The organism is Methylobacterium sp. GXS13, assembly GCF_001455965.1.
In the GTDB taxonomy this organism is placed as follows: Bacteria; Pseudomonadota; Alphaproteobacteria; order Rhizobiales; family Beijerinckiaceae; genus Methylobacterium.
This window is the reverse complement of sequence record NZ_LKKO01000053.1, coordinates 18,744-39,619: the sequence shown is the minus strand read 5'-3', so window position 1 is coordinate 39,619 and position 20,876 is coordinate 18,744. Positions and strand designations below refer to the sequence as shown.

The following is a 20,876-nucleotide window of genomic DNA, read 5'->3' as shown; positions in this document are numbered from 1 at the left end:
GCTTTCGCAGGCTCGTCAAAGATTACGAGCGCTATGCAAGCACCCTGGCAGACCTGCACCTCGTCGCTTTCGTCTGCCTCATGCTCAAAAAGGCCGCTCAACTCGCCACAGGTTCATAACAGCCTCTAGGTTGCTTCGCTGCGCTCGCAATGACGGTGTGGGTCGATCGACGGCCGTGCTCGTCACCACCCCGATCCCTCCAAAAGCTGGCACGCATGCTGCATTGCCCGCATCGTCGCGCCAGCTGCGGCGGCGGAGCAACGGCGCTCCAAACAGCGGACGGTGTGTGTCCGGATCCCCGGCATGAGCGACCGCGTGACGGTTCGCCTCTCTCAAGACGAGCACCAGCTATGGCGAGCTTCAAGACGGCGATGAAGTCGGGTCACCCCCCGACGCTGTTCGCAGCATTCCTCTACTTCGATTTCTGCTTCGCCATCTGGGTCCTGAACGGCGCCATGGGCCCGTTCATCACCGAGACCTACAAGCTCACCCCGGCCCAGACCGGCTTCATGATCTCGCTGCCGATCCTGGCCGGGGCGCTGATGCGCTTCCCACTCGGAATCCTGGCCCAGTATATCGGCCGCAAGAATGCTGCGATCACGGAGATGACCGTGATCATGCTGGCGATGGCCTACGGCTTCTTCGCGGTCTCCTCGTATAACGACGTGCTCGCCATGGGCGTGCTGCTCGGCATCGCCGGCGCGTCCTTCGGCGTTGCGCTGTCCCTCGGGTCGGGCTGGTTCCCGCCGGAGCACAAGGGTCTGGCGATGGGCATCGCGGGCGCCGGCAATTCCGGGACCGTCCTGGCCGTGCTGTTCGCGCCGCCGCTGGCACAAGCCTATGGCTGGCAGACCACTTACGCCTTCGCGGGCGTGGTGATGCTGATCCCGCTCGTGGTCATGATCGTGTTCGCCAAGGAGCCGCCGGACAACGCCCACCAGTCGTTCAAGCAGCACATCTCCTGCCTGTTCACCAAGGACGGCTGGGCCTTCTCGCTGATCTACGTGATCACCTTCGGCGGCTTCGTCGGGCTGTCGAACTTCCTGCCGACCTTCTTCTACGAGCAGTTCTCCGTGACCAAGGTCGAGGCCGGGCGGCTGACCATGCTGGCCGCCTTCATGGGTTCGGGCATCCGGATCGTCGGTGGCTACTTCGCCGACCGGATGGGCGGGATCGCCGTGCTCTCGGTGGTGCTGCTGGCCGCGATCGCCACCTTCCTGTCGCTGATGGCGACGCCCTCGCTCGCCGTGACGACGCTGCTGTTCATGCTCTGCTTCGCCGCGCTCGGCGCCGGCAACGGCGCGCTGTTCCAGCTCGTGCCCCTGCGCTGGCCGACCAACACGGCGGTCGCCGGCTCGATGATCGGCGAGGTCGAGGCGCTGGGCGGCGCGATCCTGCCCAACGTCATGGGTCTGTCGAAGCAGTATACCGGCTCGTTCTCAACGGGCTTCATCGGCTACGCGGTGTTCACCGCGGCGGTGCTCGGCTGCCTGATGTTGTGGCAGCGCAAGTGGGTCGGCAGCTGGGTCGGCCCCCGCGGCAAGGCGTTGGGCACCGAGACGGAGACCGGCCAGCTTCAGCCCGCGACCGTCTAAGCGCCGCCTCGACAGTCTGGAAAAACCGAAACGGGAGCCTCACGGCTCCCGTTTCGCGTTCCCGCCAGCCGATTGAATTCGTACCGATCCCCTCGACGCACGGTTGCCTTCCGGCCTAAGAGGCGATTGAATAACGAATACCAAAGAGCGCCCGTCCCCAAGACGAGGCGCCCGGCGACCGCGAAACGCGGCGCCCTTTAGCGGAGGAACGGTCGATGCTGAAGCGCGTGAGCGCCACCCAAGGCGTGCTCGGCCTGCTCTGCGTGATGTACTTCATCACCTATCTGGACCGGGTGAACATCGCGACCGCCGGCGCCGAGATCATCCGCGAGTTCGGGATGTCGAAGACCGATTTCGGTCTGATCCTCTCGGCCTTCGCCTACCCCTATGCGATCTTCCAGGTGATCGGCGGCTCCGTGGGCGACAAGTTCGGCGCCCGGCGCACGCTGCTGGTCTGCGGCATGATCTGGGCTTCGGCCACGATCCTCACCGGCTTGGTCGGCGGGCTGATCAGCCTGTTCCTGGCGCGGGTGCTCCTCGGCTTCGGCGAGGGCGCGACCTTCCCGACCGCGACCCGGGCGATGCAGAACTGGACGGCGCCGGGCCGGCGCGGCTTCGCGCAGGGCATCACACACGCCTTCGCCCCGGTCGCCGCCGCGGTGGCGCCGCCGATCGTGGCCTTCCTGATGTACCATTTCGGCTGGCGCACCAGCTTCGTGATCCTGGGCGGGATCAGCTTCATCTGGGTGGTGATCTGGTACCTGTATTTCCGCGATGACCCGTCCGATCACCCGACCATCACGGCCAAGGAGCTCGAGGCCCTGCCGCCGCCCAAGAAGGTCGGTGCCAAGCAGTCGGTGCCGTGGGGGCCCCTCACCCGGCGCATGCTGCCGGTGACGGTCACGTATTTCTGCTACGGCTGGACCCTGTGGCTGTTCCTCGGCTGGCTGCCGAGCTTCTTCAAGGAGAATTACGGCCTCGATCTCAAGAACTCGGCCCTGTTCGCTTCGGGCGTCTTCTTCGCCGGCGTCGTCGGCGATACGGTCGGGGGCATGCTGAGCGACGCGATCCTCCATCGCACCGGCAACGTGAAGCTCGCCCGCCTGTCGGTGATCGTGGTGGGCTTTCTGGGCGCAGCCGCGAGCCTGGCCGGGGTGTTCCTGACCCGCGACCTCACCTTGGTGGCGCTGCTGCTGTCCTCCGGCTTCTTCTTCGCGGAGTTGGTGATCGGGCCGATCTGGTCGGTGCCGATGGACATCGCGCCGAAATATGCCGGCACCGCCAGCGGGTTGATGAATACCGGCTCGGCGGTGGCCGCGATCGTCTCGCCGATCGTGTTCGGCCTCATCGTCGATATGACCGGAAGCTGGACGCTGCCCTTCGTGGGCTCGGTCGGCCTGTGCTTGCTCGGCGCCGCTCTCGCCTTCACGATGCACCCCGAACGTGAATTCGTGGACCCCGTCACCGGGCCGGCCGGCCCCGTGGCGAGCGTGCCGGCCGGGGAGTAGCGCTGCGATGGTGGAGACAACCGGACGTTCCGGGCCGCTCGCCGGCATGCGGGTGATCGAGCTGGCGCATATCATGGCCGGCCCGGTCTGCGGGCTGATGCTCGCCGACATGGGCGCGGAGGTGATCAAGGTCGAGAAGATGGAGGGCGACGACACCCGCCGCACCGTCCCGCCGGCGCTTGAGGGCGAGAGCGCCGCCTACATGATGATGAACCGCGGCAAGCGCGGCCTCAGCCTCGACCTGAAGAACCCGGATGGCGTCGCGGTGCTGCGCCGGCTGCTGGCGAACGCCGACGCGCTGATCGAGAATTACCGCGGCGGCACCATGGAGCGCCTCGGCATCGGCTACGAGACCCTGCGGCAGGAATTCCCGGCGCTGGTCTATTGCTCGCTCTCGGGCTTCGGCCGCACCGGGCCCTATGCCGACCGGGCTGGATTCGATCTGGTCGCCCAGGGCATGAGCGGGCTCATGTCGGTGACCGGCGAGGGGCCGGGCCGGCCCCCGATGAAGTGCGGGCCGCCGGTGACCGACATCACTGCCGGGATCCTGGCCGCCATGGGCGTGCTGGCCGCTTATGCCCACCGCCTCCGGACCGGGAAGGGCCAGGCGGTGGACACCTCGCTGTTCGAGGCCGGGATCACCCACACCTACTGGCAATCGGCCATCGCCATGGCGACCGGGATCGCCCCGGGGCCGATGGGCTCGGCCCACCCGCTGAACGCCCCCTACGAGGCGTTCGAGACGGCCGACGGCTGGATCACCATCGGGGCGGCCAACCAGACCAACTGGCTGCGGATGCTCAAGGCGATCGACGCCGAGGCGCTGGCCGAGGATCCGCGCTTCGCCCTCAACCGCGACCGCATGGCCAACCGTCACGACCTCGCCGCCACCCTGGCGCCGATCTTTCGCGCGGCGACCTCCGAAGCCTGGCTTGCCCGTCTCGAAGCCGGCGGCGTCCCGGCGGGGCCCGTGCTCGACGTCAACGCCATGCACGGGGACCCGCAGGCGCTCGCCCGGGAAATGGTGGTGGAGGTCGCGCACACCCGGATCGGCCCCATGAAGACCCTGGGCCTGCCCGTAAAGTTCTCGGACACGCCCGGCCGGGTCCACGGAGCGGCGCCGTTGCTCGGCGAGCATTCCCGGGCGATCCTGGCGGAGGCCGGCTATACCGCGGCCGAGATCGACGGCCTGATCGACAGGGGCGTGGTCCGCGAGACCCTGGCCTGATCCCGTTACCCGGAGACGCTGCGATGAGTGCCACGCCCGCCACTGACGAATTGCTGTTCACCACCGACGAGGCCGGGATCGCCCGGATCGTCCTCAACCGGCCGCAGGCCCGCAACGCGCTCACCTTCGCGATGTACCAGGGCCTGATCACCTGCTGCGAGGCGATCGCCGCCGACCCGGCCGTGAAGGCGCTGATCATCACCGGCGCGGGCGACAAGGCGTTTGCGGCCGGCACCGACATCGCCCAGTTCCGCAGCTTCGAGACCGCCGAGGATGCGCTGGGCTACGAGCGCTTCATGGACCGGGTGCTGGGCGCCCTCGAGCGTCTGCGGGTGCCGACCATCGCGGCGATCGCGGGCGCCTGCACGGGCGGCGGTGCCGCCATCGCGGCCGCCTGCGATCTGCGGATCGCCACACGCGACGCCCGGTTCGGCTTCCCCATCGCCCGGACGCTGGGCAATTGCCTGAGCCAGGGCAATCTCAAGCGGCTCTCCGGGCTGATCGGCCCGGCGCGGGTCAAGGACATCATCTTCACCGCCCGCCGCGGCGGCGCCGAAGAGGCGCTCGCCATCGGTCTCATCGGCGAGGTGGTGGAGGATCGCCCGGCCCTGACCGCCCGGGTCGATGCCCTCGCTCAGCTTCTGGCCGGCCACGCCCCGCTCACCATGCAGGCCACCAAGGAAGGCCTGCGCCGCCTGGCCGAGGAAGAGCCCACCGCCGAAGGCGCGCCGCATCCCGGCGATGACCTGATCCTCCTCTGCTACATGAGCCAGGATTTCCGCGAGGGGATGGAGGCGTTCCTGGGCAAGCGCACGCCGGCCTGGAGCGGGCGCTAGAAGCCCCCACTCACCCCGGCTCCTGGCAGACATCGACCCACACGGCTCCGGTCAGTTCAGCCATGCGGGCCGGCGCAATGCGGACGGCGCTATGGGTGCTGCCGGCGGCGGGAACGACCGCGTCGAAGGCCTTGAGCGAGACATCGCAATAGACCGGCAGCGGTGCGCGCAGCCCGAACGGGCAGACGCCCCCGACCGGGTGGCCGGTGATCGTCTCGACCTCCGCGAGATCGAGCATGCGGACCTTGCCGCCGAACACGGCCTTGGCCTTCCTGTTGTCGAGCCGCGCGTCGCCCCGGGTGACCACCAGGGCGACTTGGTCGCCGACCCGGATCGACAGCGTCTTGGCGATCTGCGCCGGCGCGACCCCGTGGCCGGTCTCGGCCTCGGCCACGGTCGCGGTGCTCGTGGCCAACTCGATCACCGTGATGTCGGGCGCCCTCTCGGCGAAGAACGCCCGGACGGATTCGAGGCTCATGCAGGTATTCCTGAAACAACGGTAAGGGTGGCGACGGTCGCCACATCGGCGCAGCCTTATGGCAAAGCTTGCGCGGTCGGCAAAAGACGAGTGACCTTGAGACCGCCCGTGCGAGACTATCTTTTGCGCCCGTTCGGGCGCAGGCTCGTTGCATTACCGGAACGGCGGCGACAGGCTCCGGTGACTGCGGATTTCATGTCCCCGCCTGTTACGTGCGCCATGCGGGTCGACCCGGCACGGAGAGCCGCCGTCACGCTCCGGAGGACTTCCCCATGAGCAACGAGAAGCAACGCGGCAACCGCGAGACGAAGAAGCCCAAGAAGGCCGTGCCGAAGACGAACGCTGCGGCCCCGTCGCAAAAGAACACCGTTTCGGCTGCGGTGAAGAAATCCGAGGGCCGTTGAGTTCGAGCGGATCGCATGTCCTCACCGACGGGCCCGCGGCGATTCGGGAAGCCGAAACGGTCCGAACATGCGCCCTGCGCCGGGTTGCTTCGCTGCGCGCGGTGACGGTGTAAGCGGCCGCCAAGCCTTCGAAAATCCCAGTCACGCCCCTCACCGTGAGCCAGTGGGAGCATCGATCACGGGATGATCGCCCGGTCAAAGAGCCGGCGGTGGTCGCTCCGCTTCACCGCCGTCCTGGCAACGGTCGCAGCGCTGATCCGAAGGAGTGAAGCGCGGATCACCCAGGCCATCGCGGGGGGATCCGATCTGTAGACGGCCCCGGAGCGGACCTGATGCCTGCGCGGTCGGCGGTGTGTCCGACCGCATGGCGGCTTGTCTCATCGCCGAGATGCCCGAGTCGGAGAACGGCGACATCACCCAGACTCTCGCCTTCGCCGCCCGACCGGGGAGACAGTCCGGATCGGCGGCAAAGAGGGGAACGGCGCATCGCTCTCCATCCCCAACGCGGCCACCACGGCGCCGGCATCGCAGGGGTTGGCACGGAGCAAGGCGCGCCGGTGCTCGGCGGCCATGTCTTCCAGCGCCGCGCATCCGTGCAGCGCGATGAGCTGGCCGAGCTCAGGACGCCAGCAGCCTGGGAGCTGCCCCTCGGCGTCGCTGGCGTCCACCCCGGCATGGGACGCCTTCGAATGCCTGCCCGATCGCGAGCAAGGTGCGGGAGAGCGTGGCGCGTTCGTAAAGCGTGAGCCCCCGAGGTGATCGAAGCTCCAAAGCAAAGAAAGCTGATCGTTTTCCGGGAAGGCGCCCCGCAACCGATCCGCGCCCGTCTTGCCGGTTGACGACGCCCCGCAGCTCCGGTGGAGGAAGGCAACATCCCGCACCATCACAGGTGGACTGACCCGACATGCCGGCCCGCACCCTCGTTCAATACCCCGACCGTCGCCTGTCCCTGGCGGCAAGCCCGATCAGCGATTTCGGGCCGTCCCTGAAAAGCACTGCCGACGACGTACGGGACACACTCCTGGCCGTCAGTGCTATCGGCCTGACCGCTCCGCATATCGGCATTCCCGAGCGCGTCATGGTAATCCGGCTGTCACCGGATGAGGATCTGCGCATTTATGTGAATCCCCAGGTTCTCCGGGCATCTTCCGACACGGCGATCCATGACGAAGGCAGTGTCAGCATGCCGGGGGTGCGTGAACGGATCACCCGGCCCGCCGGCATCCGGTTCGGTTTCCAAGATCTCGACGGATCGACCCGCGAGGAGGAGGTTGAGGGCTTCGAGGCCGCGGTGGTCCAGCATGAGATCGATCAGCTCGACGGCATTTTCTGGATCGATCGCCTGTCGCGATTGAAGCGGGATCGTCTGCTCAAGCGCTTCGAAAAGCTGAAATCGGCCTCTCCCCTGTAAGCGATTGCCAAGATGCGCACCGCCGAAGTCAATCTCGGTGCCGCGCAAACATCCATGAGAGACCAAAAGCTTAGGCGCGCCTCCAATTGCAACGCGATCGGCAACGCGTCTAGGAATCCGCCGACCGTTCGGGGGAATCGATCATGATCGTCTACGGCACCAGCATCTCGCCCTTCGTGCGGAAGGTTCTCGTGGCCCTCGCTGAGAAGGGCATCAGCTACGAGCACCGGCCGGTGGCACCACAGGCGGAGGATGCCGCGTTCCGGGCGGCGAGCCCCATGGGCAAGATCCCGGCGATCGACCACGACGGCTTTCGGCTGGCCGATTCCAGCGCGATCCTCGACTATCTCGAGCGCCTGAACCCGCAGCCGGCGCTCGTTCCGGCCGAGCCGAAAGACGCCGCCCGCGCCCGGTGGTTCGACAAGTTCGCCGAGGTCGAACTTCATCAGAAGCTGGGGGTCGTCTTCACGGAGCGCTTTCTGAAGCCGCGGATCTTCAAGGTGCCGGGCGACGAGGCGTTGGCACAGCAGGCGGTCGACAAGCATTTGCCGCCGCTGTTCGACTACCTGGACTCGCAGATTTCCGGGCCGTTCCTGGTGGGCGGCGCCTTCGGGATCGCCGACATCGCGGTGGCGGCGCCGTTCCACAATCTCCGGCTGGCGCAGGTCGAGGTCGACCCGGCGCGCTGGCCGAAGCTCGCCGGCTGGGTCGCCCTGACCCTCGACCGCCCCGCCTTCGTCGCGGCGATCGCGGCCCCGGCCTGGTGAGCCCGCGCGGCCTCGTCACGGACCGGTAATCGCGCCCCGGTCGGCAGACGGACAATCGGCCCTATCTCCATCGTCATGGACCGGCGGATCGACAGACCGCGGTCCCTGTCGCAATGGAGTTCCAATGATCGTCTACGGTACCGGCTACTCGCCTTACGTCCGCAAGGTTCTGGTCTCGCTCACCGAGAAGAACGTGCCTTACGAGCACAGGCCGGTGATGTTCCACGCGCCCGACGCGGATTTCCAGGCGGCGAGCCCGCTCGGAAAGATCCCGGCCATCGAGGATGGCGGGTTCAAGCTGGCGGATTCCTCCGCGATCCTCTGGTATCTGGAGCGCAAGCACCCGACTCCGGCTCTGGTCCCGACCGATCCGCAGGCGCTCGGCCGCGCGGTCTGGTTCGACAAGTTCGGCGATACCGAGCTGTTCGCCAAGCTCGTCGTGCCGTTCGTCGAGCGAATCCTGAAGCCCAATATGATGAGCCAGCCCACCGACGAGGCCGCGGTCACCAAGGCGCTCAACGAGGATCTGCCGCCGCTGTTCGACTATCTGGAGCGGCAGATCTCAGGCCCGTATCTCGCGGGCGACGCATTCAGCATCGCCGACATCTCGATCGCCACGGGCTTCTACAATTTCCACCTGGCCGACGCGCAGGTCGATGCCGGCCGCTGGCCGAAGCTGTCGGCCTACGTTGCCGAGACGCTGGCGCGCCCATCGTTCAAGGCCGCGCAGGACGCCAAGAAGGGCTGACGACAGCCGGCGGCGGCTTTTAGTGCCGCCGCCGGATCGACCCGACGGTCTGGAGCTGGCTCTGGGCCTCGGCCCGGTCGTCTTCGTTCGCCGCCGCCCAGTTCTTCTCGTAGAGCGCCACGATCCAGTCGTCCTTGCGGCCCTCCGCGCCCTCGCGGGCGAGCGAGAGCCACATCAAGCCCTTCACGCGCTGGACCGGCACGCCGCCCAGCCCGTTCAGGAGCATGTCGCCGAGCAGGGCCTGCGCCGGGTGGTGGCCCTTCTCGGCCGCCAGGTTGAACCAGCGAGCTGCCTGCCGCGGATCGGCCTCGACGCCGGTGCCGTCGAGGTAGAGGCGGGCGAGATTGTACTGCGCGTTCGGCTCGCCGTAATACGACGCCGCGTAGTTGAACATGTCGTAGGCGCGCTCAGGATTGGGGCGCACGTAGGTGCCCTTGATCCCCTCCAGGAAGTAGGTGCCGAGCGCCGTGAACGCGCTGCCGGTGACCGCCGAGTTCTGCGGATCCGGGCCATCGTCGGTGCTGGCATCGGCGATCCGCGAGAAGAACTCGAACGCCTTCAGGTCGTCGTGGGGCACGCCGTCGCCCTCGGCGTACATCCGGCCGAGCTTCCACAGGGCCAGCGCATGGCCTTGCCCGGCGGCGTATTCGAGGGCGCGCGCGGCGCCCTGCTTGTCGCCGGCATTGTACTCGCGCACGCCGGCGCGCAGGGCGTCCTTGGCCGAGCGATAGCTTTTGTCCGCGACCGGCACCTGGACCGGCGTGCGGACGCTGGCATCGAGCGCCCGCGGCGCCTCCGTGGGCAGGGCGAGCAGGACCAGGACACCGGCCGACGCCGCGATCCTGGCGATCAGGCGGGACCGCGCGCGATCGGCCCCGGCCAGCGCCCTGCGCCGGCTGAGGTCAGTCCTAGACGTCCGCATAGCTCTCCAGCTCCTTGGCGCCGCCCGGATGGGTGACGGCGCCGTACAGCGCCGGGCCGACGCCCTGCGCGTATTTCCACAGGTAGCCCGAGGTCGCGGTGTTGGTTCGCGGCGCCCAGGCCTTGCGGCGCTCGGTGAGCTCCTCGTCCGACAGGGCGACGCTGAGCGTGCCCTGGATCGCGTCCAGGGTGATGATGTCGCCGTCCCGGATCAGGCCGATCGGGCCGCCCACCGCCGCCTCGGGGCCGACATGGCCGACGCAGAAGCCGCGGGTCGCGCCGGAGAACCGGCCGTCGGTGATCAGCGCGACCTTGTCGCCCATGCCCTGGCCGTAGAGGGCCGCGGTGGTGGACAGCATCTCGCGCATGCCTGGGCCGCCGCGCGGACCCTCGTAGCGGATCACGAGCACGTCGCCTTCCTTGTAGGTCCGCGACTGCACCGCCTCGAAGCAGGCCTCCTCGCCGTCGAACACCCGGGCCGGGCCGGTGAAGACCTGCTTCTCGGCCGCCATGCCGGCGACCTTCACGATCGCGCCCTCGGGGGCGAGGTTGCCCTTGAGGCCGACGACGCCGCCGGTGGGGGTGATCGGGCGGTTGGCCGGGTAGACCACGTCCTGGTCCGGGTTCCAGGTCACCCGGTCCATATTCTCCGCGATCGTGCGCCCGGTGACCGTCAGGCAGTCGCCGTGCATGAAACCGTGGTCGAGCAGGGTCTTCATCAGCAGCGGGATGCCGCCGACCTCGAACATGTCCTTGGCGACGTAGCGCCCGCCAGGCTTGAGATCCGCGATGTAGGGGGTGCGCCGGAAGATCTCGGCGACGTCGAACAGCGTGAACTCGATGCCGCATTCATGGGCGATCGCCGGCAGGTGCAGGGCCGCGTTGGTCGAGCCGCCGGAGGCGGCCACCACGGTGGCGGCGTTCTCGAGCGCCTTGCGGGTGACGATGTCGCGCGGGCGGATCTGCTTGGCGAGCAGCTCCATGACCTGCTGGCCGGCGAGGGCACAGAACTGATCGCGAATCTCGTAAGGCGCCGGGGCGCCGGCCGAGTAGGGCAGCGCCAAGCCGATCGCCTCGGACACGGTCGCCATGGTGTTGGCGGTGAACTGCGCACCGCAAGCGCCAGCCGACGGGCAGGCGACCTGCTCCAGCTCGTCGAGGTCTTCCAGGCTCATGTCGCCGACCGCGACCTTGCCCACCGCCTCGAACAGGTCCTGGACGGTGACCGGCTTGCCGCGGAACGAGCCAGGCAGGATCGAGCCGCCATAGATGAAGATCGACGGCACGTTGAGGCGCACCATCGCCATCATCATACCGGGCAGCGACTTGTCGCAGCCGGCCAAGCCCACCAGGGCGTCGTAGGCGTGGCCGCGCATGGTCAGCTCGACCGAGTCGGCGATGACCTCACGCGACGGCAGCGAGGCGCGCATGCCGCCATGGCCCATGGCGATGCCGTCGGTGACCGTGATGGTGCAGAACTCGCGCGGGGTGCCGTGGGCGGCAGCGACGCCCTTCTTCACCGCCTGCGCCTGGCGCATCAGCGAGATGTTGCAGGGCGCGGCCTCGTTCCAGCAGGAGGCGACACCCACGAGCGGCTGGTGGATCTGCTCCCGGGTCAGGCCCATCGCGTAGAGATACGAGCGATGCGGGGCACGATCCGGCCCCTCCGTGACGTGACGGCTGGGCAGCTTCGACTTGTCGTTCAAACGCGTGTCCATCAACCCGAACCAAGCCTTCGCGCCGCCAGTCCCGAGGGTGCAGAAGACCGCGGCGCGTCGCCGTTCGCGATGCGCCGTGGGGGCCGTCCGCGTGCTCGGGAAATCCTCGTTTCAAAACGGTAAATCGTTGTCGAACTTGCCGTTTACCGCGGATGTTGAGGTGGGCTCGGACTATGGCGGGATCGCGGCGTTTGCGGGCAGGTCTCGGGGCAGACCCGGGATCGTTTTACGGTGTTGCGACCCCGCCACAGCCCCGCTTGGGGTCGATTGCCGGCGCAAGATCAGGTTAAGGATAATCCTTCACCGAGTAATCCGCGCGATCGTACGTATAGCGCCGATCCTTCGAAAGCCCCCGCCGAGCCGGCGCGGTATCGTCGGGCCGTCGCAGCGGCCTGGACAGTCTCAGTCGGCGGTCGAATGCGGCAAGGCCGGCGCCGCGCCGCCGGCCTCCAGGGCGCGGTCGCTCTCGTCCTTCAGCGTGACGCCGCTGAGGCCCAGGGTCAGCGCACGGGCGAGCAGCCAGTGCAACTTGAACGCCGCGCGCTCATGGCTGAGGCCGGCATTCCGCACGTTCGAGATGCAGTTGCGCTCCGCATCCGAGCGGCCGATTTTCGGATCCAGCGTCAGGTAGATGCCGAGGCTGTCCGGGGAGGACAGGCAGGGCCGCTCGCCGATCAGCACCGCCACCGCCCGGGCCTTCAGGGCCGCGCCGATGGCGTCGCCGAGCGCCACGCGCGCCTGTCGCGCGATCACAACCGGCGCGAGGCGCCAGCCGGCCGTCTCCGCCAGGGGCTTGAACGCCTCGAGTAATGGCGCCGCGTTCTCGTGCACCGCCCGCGCCGAGAGCCCGTCGGCCACCACGATGACGAGGTCGGCCGGTTCGGCTTCGGCCTGAAGCCTGGCCAGGTCTTCCGGGTCCAGCCGGCGGCCGAGATCGGGGCGGCGCAGATACGTCGCCCGGTCGGCGGCCTGCGAGGCGACCGGGATCGTCCGGAGCCTGAGATCCGCGATGGCGCCGGTGAGCGCTTCCGAATCCATCGGCGCGTGCACGGCGTCCCGAGCCTGGGCGTGGTCGAGGCCGAAGCGGAGCACCTCCCGGGTCGGCAGGCCGCTGCCGGCGCGGCCGAGGCCGATCCGGGCCGGCGTCAGCCCGGCGAGCCGCGCCCAGATCTCCCTGGGGTCGCTCACGCGGCCAGATCCGGTGCGGCGGTCAGCAGCGGCGCGCCCGCTCCCGGTAGCAGGGCACCGGCCTCGTCGGTGAGGCCGATCCCATGCAGCCAGGCCTCGAATTCGGGGGCGCGCTTGAGGCCAAGAACCTCGCGCAGGTAGAGGGAATCGTGGAACGAAGTGGATTGGTAGTTCAGCATCACGTCGTCGGCCCCGGGGACGCCCATGATGTAGGTGCAGCCGGCCGCGCCCAGCAGCGTCAGCAGCGTGTCCATGTCGTCCTGATCGGCCTCGGCATGGTTGGTGTAGCAAACGTCGACGCCGAGCGGCACGCCCATGAGCTTGCCGCAGAAATGGTCCTCCAGCCCGGCCCGGATGATCTCCTTGCCGTCATAGAGGTATTCGGGTCCGATGAAGCCCACGACGGTGTTGACCAAGAGCGGCCGGAACGACCGGGCGACCGCGTAGGCCCGGGCCTCCAGGGTCTGCTGGTCGATGCCGTGGTGGGCATCGGCCGACAGCGCGGAGCCCTGGCCGGTCTCGAAATACATGCAGTTGTCGCCGAGCGGGCCGCGCTTGAGCGCCAGGGCGGCCTCGTGGGCCTCCTTGAGCAGGGCGAGCGTCACCCCGAAGCCGGCATTGGCTTTCTCGGTGCCGGCGATCGACTGGAACACGAGGTCGACGGGCAGCCCGCGCTCCATGGCAGCGAGCGTGGTGGTGACGTGGGTGAGCACGCAGGCCTGCGTCGGGATGGCGTGCTTCTGGATCACCCCGTCGAGGAGCTGGAGCAGGTCGCCGAGCGCCTGGACGGAATCGGAAGCCGGGTTGATGCCGATCACAGCGTCGCCGCAGCCGAGGGTCAGCCCATCGAGGATCGCCGCGGTAATGCCCTTCGGATCGTCGGTGGGGTGGTTCGGCTGCAGCCGCACCGCCAGCGTGCCCGGCAGCCCGATCGTGTTGCGAAACCGGGTGACCACGCGAACCTTGCGGGCCACCGAGATCAGGTCCTGGTTGCGCATGATCTTCGAGACTGCCGCGGCGATCTCCGGGGTGACGCCGGGGGCGATCCGGGTGAGCACCTCCGGGGTGGCGGTCAGGAGGAACTCGCGAAAATCGCCGACCGTCAGATGGGTGATCTCCCGGAACGCGGCTTCGTCGTGCGTGTCGAGGATCAGCCGGGTGACGTCGTCCTGCTCGTAGGGGATCAGCGGCCGGGCCAGGATCTCGGAGAGCGGCACCTCGGCGAGGCACCAGCGGGCCGCCGCGTTCTCCTCGGCGGATTCCGCCGCGATGCCGGCGAGCCGATCGCCGGAGCGGACCGGCGTCGCCTTGGCCATCAGCGTGGCGAGATCGGCGAAGACGTGGGTGCGTGGGCCGACGACGTGGCGATAGGCCATGCGGTTTCACCCATCCTTGCTTCCGAGGATCACAGGATAGCGTGATCCGGTGCGGCTGTCCGGTCAGGCCGCGCCGGCATTCGGCGCGGGCACTTCCGTGGAGATGGCGTCCACCGTGCGCGGCATCGGGCTGCCCTGCCCGTCCGTGCGCTGGATCCGCACCTGCTGGTTGACCGGCTGCATGTTTCCGAACGGCGTCGAGAAGGCGATCTCCGCGGCGTCGCGCCCGACGCCGATCCGGACCAGCCCGTCGAGGTCGGCCTGCCGGGTGGCGTCGAATAGCCACCACCGGCCGTCGAGATAGGCTTCGAACACGGCGTGGAAGTCGCTCGGCACGAGGCCGTGGGCGTAGCAGCTCACGAACCGGGCCGGGATCCCGAGCGCCCGGCAGAAGGCCGTGCCGATATGCGCGAAGTCGCGGCAGACGCCGGCCCGCTTTAGCAGGGACTCGTCGGCGGTGGTTTCACCGTCGCTGGTGCCGGGCTGATAGGTGATATGGTCGTGGATCCAGTTGCAGATCTCGTTCACGCGGCTGTGGCCCTTGGGCAGCGCGCCGAACTCGGCTTGGGCGAAGGGCGTCAGTCGGTCGGAGGAGACGAACCGGCTCGGCAGCAGGAACGGCAGGATGTCGAGGGGGAGCACCCCGATCGGCGTCTCGTTGATCGTCGCCGGGTCGGCGCGATGGACGGTGAGATCCACCTCCGCATTGTACTCCAGCGCGAACTGGCCCATCGGCACGTTGACGCCGAGATACCGGTTCAGCAGGTCGGGCGTGGTGTAGAGATCGCGCTTCAGGTTCGGCGTGAGCACCAGGCTCTCGCTGAGGATCTCGACGCTCCTCAGCTTGGCGACCTCCAGGTTGAAGATGAAGGTCGTGTCCGAGAGTATATTGTAGGATAGGCTGCAACCGAGGGTATAGCGCATCGGATCTCCTTGCCGGGCGACGAGATGATCGCTGCCCAAGCAAGTGGCGCGCCCGATCGCGGTTCCCAATCAGCGCGGCATAAGCAGAACGGTCAGCGAGCGCACGCCCTGCGCCCCGTGGATCAGCACGCCCTCGATATCGGCGGTGGCCGACGGCCCCGTATGCAGCACCGCGTAGGCGGAGCGGCCGAATTCCGGGCGCTTATAGGCGGCCTGCACGTTGGGCAGGATGTCGGCGGGATCGAGCAGCACGATCAGGTGCTGGGCGAGATAGGCCACTGCGTTCACGATCAGCTCGTCTTGCGTGAACAGCACCGAGCCGGTCTCGGCGATGCCGAACACGGCGCGCACCACCGCAACGTCGACATCCTCGACCTCCTGCGGATAGCGCACCGCGCGCAGGTCGCGGTTGCCCGCGATCTCGGGGACTGCGGAGGCGATCACCTTGGCTTCGGCCAGACGCTCGCGCACGCCCTCCAGCGGTTCGCCGCTGCGGCCGTCCGCGATCCGGCCGCCCATGCGCTTCAGCCGCTCGCCGAATTCCTCGACCAGATCGTCACCGACCAACGGCGCAAAGTCCGGAACGCTCGGCAGCGGATAGTCGCCCGCCGGGCGGTTGGCCTTGAGCGCGGCCAGAATACCCGCGCGCGCGCTCATCGGGCCGCGTCCTTCGGGGCCGCGTCCTTTGCCGGCTTCTGCATCCGGTTCTGCTTGTACCAGGCGTGGAAGGTCTGGCGCGGCGCGTCGGGCATCTCGCGCTTCTTCCCCCAGGTGTTGAGCGGGTTGTAGACGGCGAAACGCGGCAGCACCTTAAGCGCCGAATCCGCGGCACCGATCGCCGCCCGGTAGGCGGCCGGCCGGGACAGGACCGCGCCCGCGGCCTTCATCATCCCCTGCTTGAGCGCCGGGATGTGGTGCTCCTCGACCAGCACCTTGCGCCAAGCGAAGATCTGCTCGTGGATGTTGATCTTCACCGGGCAGACGTTGGTGCACGAGCCGTTCATCGTCGAGGAGAACGGCAGGGTCGAGTATTTCCGCTTGTTGAAGGTCGGGTCGATAATCAGCCCGATCGGCCCGGAATAGGTCGCCCCGTAGGAGAGGCCGCCCGAGCGCCGGTAGACCGGGCAGGTGTTCATGCAGGCGCCGCAGCGAATGCATTTCAGCGAGGTCCAGAACTCCTCCAGGCCTAGCCGGGCGGAACGGCCGTTATCCACCAGCACCATGTGCATCTCGGTGCCCTTCCGGGGGCCGCGGAAATGCGAGGTGTACTGGGTGATCGGCGAGCCCAGGGCCGAGCGCGACAGCAGCCGGATGAAAACCCCGAGATGCTCGACCTTGGGGATGATCTTCTCGATGCCGATCGAGTGGATTTGCAACGGCGGGACGTTGCCGGACAGGTCGGCATTGCCCTCGTTGGTGCAGGTGACGACCGTGCCGGTCTCCGCGATGGCGAAGTTGCAGCCGGTCATGCCGGCATCGGCCTTCAGGATGTAGGGCCGGGTGGTCTCGCGCTGGCTCTCGGCAAGGTAATGGGCGTCGTCGTTGTCCGGGTCGGTGCCGAGCGTCTTGGCGAAGACCTCGGCCACGTCCATGCGGGTCTTGTGGACCGCCGGCGCCACGATGTGGCTCGGCTCCTCGTTGTCGAGCTGCTGGATGCGCTCGCCGAGATCGGTCTCGATGATCTCGATGCCGTTGGCCGCCATGTGGTGGCGGAAGCCGCATTCCTCGGTGAGCATCGACTTCGATTTCACCAAAGTCTTGGCGCCGCGGCTGCGCAGGATCTCCAGGACGATGCGGTTGTGGTCGGCGCCGTCCGCGGCCCAGTGGACCTGCACGCCGTTGGCCTTCGCGGCCGCCTCGAACTGCTCGAGATACTGATCCAGATGGGTGAGCGTGTGCGCCTTGATGGCGGAGGCCAGCTCGCGCAGCTCCTCCCATTCCGGGATGCCGTGGGCCGAGGTGTCGCGCTTCTTGCGCAGGTCCCACAGGCGCTCGTCATGGGCGGCCTGGTGCAGCGGCGCAGCCAGGAAACGCTCGGCGGCCTCGGCCTGATCGATCGGCCGGTCGCCGCGGATCTTCGCGCCCCGGGGCTGCTTCTCCCGGGTCTGTGGCGCGCGGATCGGCTTGGTCGCAGCCTCGGCGTGCTGGAGGCGGCCACCATCCTGGCCTCGCTCGCTCTCGTCGTCAGCGGCGCGAACCTCGGGGTGGATGACGCCTTCGCGGGCGCGCGGGTTCAGGTCCTCGACGCTCATGCGGCGGCTCCGTTCAGCACTTGCGCGATGTGGATGTACCGGAGCGGCAGACCGAGGCGCTCGGCGCAGCCCTTCTGGTGCATCAGGCACGAGGAATCCGCCGAGACCACATATTCGGCCCCGGCCCGGTTCTGATCGGCGACCTTGTCGTAGCCCATCTTGGCCGAGACCGCGGGCTCGAAGACCGAGAAGGTGCCGCCGAAGCCGCAGCATTCGTCGGGCCGGGCGAGATCCACAAGCTCGACGCCCTTCACCATGCGGAGCAGGTCGACCGGCTTCGAGAAGTACGGCTTCACGATCTCGGATGGGCGGGCGTGGTGGATGCCGCGCAGCGCGTTGCAATTGCCGTGATAGGCCACCTTGTGCGGGAATTCGGCCCAGGGCAGCGCGTCGATCTTGAGCACGTCGTGCAGGAACTCGACCAGCTCGTAGGTGCTGGACCGGACCTTCTTGACCGCGTCCGTCTGCGGGATGGCGGTCAGGTGCTCACGGACCTGATGGACGCAGGAGCCTGACGGCGCGACCACGTAGTCGAAGTCCGAGAAGTTCTTGACGAACAGGGCCTCGGTGGCGGCGGCCTCCGCATGGCAGCCGGTATTCGCCATGGGCTGTCCGCAACAGGTCTGGTCGAACGGATATTCCACCGTGCAACCGACCCGCTCCAGCAATTCGAGCGTGGCGATCCCGACTTCCGGCTCGAAGGCGTCGACGTAGCACGGCACGAACAGGCCGACCCGCATGGTCCGGACACTCCCTGGATCGCCCGCCCCAGCGGTCTGGAACGGGTCTAGATTATCCAAAGTGGTCTAACGGATGAGGTTGGTTTTGGCGAGGTCGAGAACTGCGTCACCGCGCCCGTCCATCACGGCCCGCAGCACGTAGAGGCTGAAACCCTTCACCTGCTGCCCATCGATCTTGGGCGGCATCGACAGCTCGTTGCGGGCGGTTCGGACATCGAGCAGCGAGGGGCCGTCGAAGGCCAGGAACTCGCGCATGGCGCCGGGCAAGTCGGCCGGGTCCTCGACCCGCAGGGCGAAGATGCCGGCCGCCCGGGACATCGCGGCGAAGTCCGGATTGTCGAGCGCGACGCCGGTCTCGAGATAACCCGCCGCCTTCATCTCCAGCTCCACGAAGCCGAGGGTACCGTTGTTGAACACCACCACCTTCAGCGGCAGGCGGTGCTGGCGGAGCGTCAGGAAGTCGCCCATCAGCATGGCGAAGCCCCCGTCGCCACAGAGCGCGATGACCTGACGGTTCGGCTCCGCCGCCTGCGCGCCGATGCCCTGCGACAGGGCGTTGGCCATCGAGCCGTGGACCCAGGAGCCGAGCAGACGCCGCTTGCCGTTCATCGCCAGGTAACGCGCCGCCCAGATGGTCGGCGTGCCGACATCGGCGGTGAAGATGGCGTCGTCCGCGGCCGCTTCGCTGATCGTCTTCGCCAGATATTGCGGATGGAGCGGGCCGCCGGCCTTCCCGGTGGCGAGCTCGTCGAGGCCGCTGCGGGCCTTGGCGTAGTGCTTCAGGCTGGCATCCAGGAAGGACCGGTCGGCTTTGGGCTTGAGCCGGGGCAGCAGCGCCCGGATCGTCGCCCCGACATCACCGACGAGCCCGTGCTCGATCCGGCAGCGGCGGCCAAGCTCTGAGGGGCGCAGATCGACCTGGGCGATCTTGGCGTCCTGCGGATAGAACTGCTTGTAGGGAAAGCCCGTCCCCAGCATCAGCAGGGTGTCGCAGACCATCATGGCGGCGTAGCCGGACGCGTAACCGATCAGCCCGGTCATGCCGACATCGTAGGGGTTGTCGAACTCGACATATTCCTTGCCGCCGAGCGCATGGACGATCGGGCTCTTGAGCGCCTCGGCGAGCTGCAGCAGTTCCGAATGGGCTCCCGCGCAGCCGCGGCCGCAGAGCAGGGTCACGCGCTTGCCGGCGTTGAGCAGGGCCGCCAGGGCGTCGAGCTCGGAATCGGCCGGCCGCACCACGGGTTTGGCCGGGATGAGCCCGGCATGGGGGGCGAGCGCCCGCTTTGGGGCGTCGCGCAGGGCGACATCGCCCGGGATGACGACGACGGCGACGCCCCCCTCCCCCACGGCGGCGCGGATCGCGTTCTCCAGCACGAACGGCATCTGCGACGGGTCGGAGACCAGCTCGCAGTAATGGCTGCATTCGCGGAACAGCTCGGTCGGCCGCGTTTCCTGGAAATAGCCCGAGCCGATCTCGGCTGAGGGGATCTGGGCGGCGATCGCCAGAACCGGGGTCCGGCTGCGATGCGCGTCATAAAGGCCGTTGATCAGGTGCAGGTTGCCGGGGCCGCAGGAGCCGGCACAGACCGCGAGCTTGCCGGTGACCTGCGCCTCGGCGCTCGCCGCGAACGCCGCCGCCTCCTCGTGGCGGGTGTGGATCCAATCGATCTGCCCCCGGGCGCGCAGGGCCTCGGTGATCCCGTTCAGGCTGTCGCCGACCACCCCGTAGATGCGTGCGACGCCTGCAACGTGGAGGGTCTCGGCGATGAGATCGGCAACGTTCTCGATGCGCATGGTCCGGCACTCCGCATTTTCGGATCCGAACCGCATGGCCGCCGGTGATGTTCCGCCTTCCGCCGCCGCATGGTGCAATGCACACATGTCCGCGGCGGCGGTGTCCCAGCCGGCGGCTCAGGCCTCAATGGCGAACGGCATCGACATCCTGCGCAACCACGGCGAACAGGTCACCCAGGGCCGCAAGGCTGGCTGCCTGGAGCTGGGCCGCCGGCACCACCGAGCCGTCAGGCGCCGGGAGATCCCGCGTCGCGGTGGCGGACGCGATCACGGTGGGCTGGAAGCCGAGGTTGAAGGCCGAGCGGGCCGTCGAGTTGACGCACATATGAGTCATGAAGCCGGCGAGGATCAGGTCGGTGACGCCGGCCCGCTTCAGCCGATCCTCCAGGTCCGTGCCCACGAAGGCGCTGGGGAAGGCCTTGGTGATCACCGCCTCGCCGTCCAGCGGCGCCACCTCCTCGGATATCTGTCCGCTCGCGGCCGTGAGGTCGTAGGGCGAGCCCGGCCCGGCATTGTGCCGGATGTGGAACACCGGTGTCTCGGCCTCGCGCGCCCGCCGCAGCAGGATCTTGGCCTGCACGATGGCCGGCTCGACCCCGGTCAGCCGGAGCACCCCGTCGCGATAGGTGTTCTGGATATCGATGAGGATGAGCGCGGCCTTCTTCAGGCTCGCGGGCTCCGGGCTCAGGCCGGAGAGGCCGCGCAGGGTCTTGAGATCGCTCACCCGTGTCTCCTCATGCGTGTCCGGTCGATCCACCGGCGGGGCCCCGGGCTGACGGCGAGAATCGCCGCATCGGCGCGTCCGAGGCCCTGACCATAAACTCGTCCCGCTTCATCGCCTACGAGGCCATGGCGCGCCGCCGGACGCAAGGTCGGACCGGCGCGCGCGCGGGCCGGCATCGTGTGAAGAATGGGCCGATACGTTCCCAGCAGAGTCGGCGCCCGCGCTTGATTTCCGGCGCTTCAACGTCGAAGGACGTCTGGA

19 protein-coding genes and 1 pseudogene are annotated in these 20,876 nt (G+C 68.2%); 9 read left to right on the top strand and 11 right to left on the bottom strand.

The annotated features are described in order from the left end of the window. The 5 genes and pseudogenes from AO398_RS28410 to AO398_RS19210 form a co-directional block, all read left to right on the top strand. Positions 1 to 119, top strand: a pseudogene (locus AO398_RS28410) (IS5/IS1182 family transposase); the annotation flags it as partial. A 231-nt stretch (positions 120 to 350) separates the two neighbouring features. After that, positions 351 to 1,595 carry an MFS transporter gene (locus tag AO398_RS19225; protein ID WP_058193804.1) on the top strand — a complete coding sequence of 415 codons (1,245 nt, stop codon included), beginning with the start codon at positions 351 to 353 and terminating at the stop codon, positions 1,593 to 1,595. 215 nt (positions 1,596 to 1,810) lie between these two features. After that, positions 1,811 to 3,103, top strand: a complete 1,293-nt coding sequence (locus tag AO398_RS19220; RefSeq protein WP_058193803.1) for an MFS transporter — start codon at positions 1,811 to 1,813, stop codon at positions 3,101 to 3,103. Positions 3,104 to 3,110: 7 nt separating this feature from the next. Then, positions 3,111 to 4,331, top strand: coding sequence for a CoA transferase (locus AO398_RS19215; RefSeq protein WP_058193802.1), 1,221 nt, complete (start codon positions 3,111 to 3,113; stop codon positions 4,329 to 4,331). A gap of 23 nt (positions 4,332 to 4,354) precedes the next feature. Next, positions 4,355 to 5,167 carry an enoyl-CoA hydratase/isomerase family protein gene (locus tag AO398_RS19210; protein WP_058193801.1) on the top strand — a complete coding sequence of 271 codons (813 nt, stop codon included), beginning with the start codon at positions 4,355 to 4,357 and terminating at the stop codon, positions 5,165 to 5,167. Between the two features lie 10 nt (positions 5,168 to 5,177). Here the strand turns inward: AO398_RS19210 and AO398_RS19205 are convergent, their stop codons facing one another. Next, positions 5,178 to 5,645 (bottom strand): YbaK/EbsC family protein, encoded by a 468-nt coding sequence (locus AO398_RS19205; protein ID WP_058193800.1) that lies wholly within the window; start codon positions 5,643 to 5,645, stop codon positions 5,178 to 5,180. 272 nt (positions 5,646 to 5,917) lie between these two features. On the opposite strand from AO398_RS19205, the gene AO398_RS29705 reads away from it, so the two are divergent. The 4 genes from AO398_RS29705 to AO398_RS19185 all read left to right on the top strand — a co-directional run bounded on the left by AO398_RS29705 (position 5,918) and on the right by AO398_RS19185 (position 8,975). Continuing rightward, positions 5,918 to 6,049: a hypothetical protein gene (locus AO398_RS29705; protein WP_279596462.1), complete on the top strand. Its 132-nt coding sequence runs from the start codon at positions 5,918 to 5,920 to the stop codon at positions 6,047 to 6,049. A 904-nt stretch (positions 6,050 to 6,953) separates the two neighbouring features. Next, complete coding sequence (locus AO398_RS19195; protein ID WP_058193798.1) at positions 6,954 to 7,460, top strand: peptide deformylase; 507 nt, start codon at positions 6,954 to 6,956, stop codon at positions 7,458 to 7,460. Between the two features lie 143 nt (positions 7,461 to 7,603). Further along, on the top strand, positions 7,604 to 8,227 hold the full coding sequence (locus tag AO398_RS19190) for a glutathione S-transferase family protein (protein WP_058193797.1): 624 nt from the start codon (positions 7,604 to 7,606) through the stop codon (positions 8,225 to 8,227). A 124-nt stretch (positions 8,228 to 8,351) separates the two neighbouring features. Further along, positions 8,352 to 8,975 carry a glutathione S-transferase family protein gene (locus AO398_RS19185; RefSeq protein WP_058193796.1) on the top strand — a complete coding sequence of 208 codons (624 nt, stop codon included), beginning with the start codon at positions 8,352 to 8,354 and terminating at the stop codon, positions 8,973 to 8,975. Between the two features lie 19 nt (positions 8,976 to 8,994). Here AO398_RS19185 and AO398_RS19180 read toward each other — a convergent pair whose 3' ends face one another. From AO398_RS19180 to AO398_RS19135, 10 genes are all read right to left on the bottom strand, one after another. Then, a complete protein-coding gene (locus AO398_RS19180; RefSeq protein WP_058193795.1) occupies positions 8,995 to 9,897 on the bottom strand; it encodes a tetratricopeptide repeat protein in 903 nt (300 codons plus the stop codon). Beyond that, positions 9,884 to 11,614: a dihydroxy-acid dehydratase gene (gene ilvD, locus AO398_RS19175; RefSeq protein ID WP_058193794.1), complete on the bottom strand. Its 1,731-nt coding sequence runs from the start codon at positions 11,612 to 11,614 to the stop codon at positions 9,884 to 9,886. The genes AO398_RS19180 and ilvD overlap by 14 nt, the downstream gene beginning before the upstream one ends. Positions 11,615 to 12,016: 402 nt before the next feature. Continuing rightward, a complete protein-coding gene (gene eutC, locus AO398_RS19170; protein ID WP_058193793.1) occupies positions 12,017 to 12,802 on the bottom strand; it encodes an ethanolamine ammonia-lyase subunit EutC in 786 nt (261 codons plus the stop codon). After that, positions 12,799 to 14,178, bottom strand: coding sequence for an ethanolamine ammonia-lyase subunit EutB (locus tag AO398_RS19165; protein WP_058193792.1), 1,380 nt, complete (start codon positions 14,176 to 14,178; stop codon positions 12,799 to 12,801). Before AO398_RS19165 ends, eutC begins: the two co-directional genes overlap by 4 nt. A 63-nt stretch (positions 14,179 to 14,241) precedes the next feature. After that, a complete protein-coding gene (locus AO398_RS19160) occupies positions 14,242 to 15,102 on the bottom strand; it encodes a transglutaminase family protein (protein ID WP_058193791.1) in 861 nt (286 codons plus the stop codon). A 69-nt stretch (positions 15,103 to 15,171) separates the two neighbouring features. Continuing rightward, a complete protein-coding gene (locus AO398_RS19155) occupies positions 15,172 to 15,759 on the bottom strand; it encodes an LUD domain-containing protein (protein WP_058193790.1) in 588 nt (195 codons plus the stop codon). Beyond that, complete coding sequence (locus tag AO398_RS19150) at positions 15,756 to 17,354, bottom strand: lactate utilization protein B (RefSeq protein WP_058193789.1); 1,599 nt, start codon at positions 17,352 to 17,354, stop codon at positions 15,756 to 15,758. Before AO398_RS19150 ends, AO398_RS19155 begins: the two co-directional genes overlap by 4 nt. Next, on the bottom strand, positions 17,351 to 18,094 hold the full coding sequence (locus AO398_RS19145; protein WP_058193788.1) for a (Fe-S)-binding protein: 744 nt from the start codon (positions 18,092 to 18,094) through the stop codon (positions 17,351 to 17,353). Before AO398_RS19145 ends, AO398_RS19150 begins: the two co-directional genes overlap by 4 nt. Before the next feature lie 66 nt (positions 18,095 to 18,160). Continuing rightward, positions 18,161 to 19,891, bottom strand: a complete 1,731-nt coding sequence (poxB, locus tag AO398_RS19140) for a ubiquinone-dependent pyruvate dehydrogenase (protein ID WP_058193809.1) — start codon at positions 19,889 to 19,891, stop codon at positions 18,161 to 18,163. A 124-nt stretch (positions 19,892 to 20,015) separates the two neighbouring features. Further along, positions 20,016 to 20,615 (bottom strand): cysteine hydrolase family protein, encoded by a 600-nt coding sequence (locus AO398_RS19135; RefSeq protein WP_058193786.1) that lies wholly within the window; start codon positions 20,613 to 20,615, stop codon positions 20,016 to 20,018. Positions 20,616 to 20,876 lie beyond the last annotated feature (261 nt).

Excerpts from the sequence above, each read along its gene's own strand:
- AO398_RS19215 (WP_058193802.1), top strand. The coding sequence starts at position 3,111 with ATGGTGGAGACAACCGGACGTTCCGGGCCGCTCGCCGGCATGCGGGTG.
- AO398_RS19160 (WP_058193791.1), bottom strand. The coding sequence starts at position 15,102 with ATGCGCTATACCCTCGGTTGCAGCCTATCCTACAATATACTCTCGGAC.
- AO398_RS29705 (WP_279596462.1), top strand. The coding sequence starts at position 5,918 with ATGAGCAACGAGAAGCAACGCGGCAACCGCGAGACGAAGAAGCCCAAG.
- AO398_RS19225 (WP_058193804.1), top strand. The coding sequence starts at position 351 with ATGGCGAGCTTCAAGACGGCGATGAAGTCGGGTCACCCCCCGACGCTG.
- AO398_RS19210 (WP_058193801.1), top strand. The coding sequence starts at position 4,355 with ATGAGTGCCACGCCCGCCACTGACGAATTGCTGTTCACCACCGACGAG.
- AO398_RS19150 (WP_058193789.1), bottom strand. The coding sequence starts at position 17,354 with ATGAGCGTCGAGGACCTGAACCCGCGCGCCCGCGAAGGCGTCATCCAC.
- poxB (WP_058193809.1), bottom strand. The coding sequence starts at position 19,891 with ATGCGCATCGAGAACGTTGCCGATCTCATCGCCGAGACCCTCCACGTT.
- AO398_RS19195 (WP_058193798.1), top strand. The coding sequence starts at position 6,954 with ATGCCGGCCCGCACCCTCGTTCAATACCCCGACCGTCGCCTGTCCCTG.
- AO398_RS19165 (WP_058193792.1), bottom strand. The coding sequence starts at position 14,178 with ATGGCCTATCGCCACGTCGTCGGCCCACGCACCCACGTCTTCGCCGAT.
- AO398_RS19220 (WP_058193803.1), top strand. The coding sequence starts at position 1,811 with ATGCTGAAGCGCGTGAGCGCCACCCAAGGCGTGCTCGGCCTGCTCTGC.
- AO398_RS19205 (WP_058193800.1), bottom strand. The coding sequence starts at position 5,645 with ATGAGCCTCGAATCCGTCCGGGCGTTCTTCGCCGAGAGGGCGCCCGAC.
- AO398_RS19185 (WP_058193796.1), top strand. The coding sequence starts at position 8,352 with ATGATCGTCTACGGTACCGGCTACTCGCCTTACGTCCGCAAGGTTCTG.
- AO398_RS19155 (WP_058193790.1), bottom strand. The coding sequence starts at position 15,759 with ATGAGCGCGCGCGCGGGTATTCTGGCCGCGCTCAAGGCCAACCGCCCG.
- AO398_RS19190 (WP_058193797.1), top strand. The coding sequence starts at position 7,604 with ATGATCGTCTACGGCACCAGCATCTCGCCCTTCGTGCGGAAGGTTCTC.
- AO398_RS19180 (WP_058193795.1), bottom strand. The coding sequence starts at position 9,897 with ATGCGGACGTCTAGGACTGACCTCAGCCGGCGCAGGGCGCTGGCCGGG.
- ilvD (WP_058193794.1), bottom strand. The coding sequence starts at position 11,614 with ATGGACACGCGTTTGAACGACAAGTCGAAGCTGCCCAGCCGTCACGTC.
- AO398_RS19145 (WP_058193788.1), bottom strand. The coding sequence starts at position 18,094 with ATGCGGGTCGGCCTGTTCGTGCCGTGCTACGTCGACGCCTTCGAGCCG.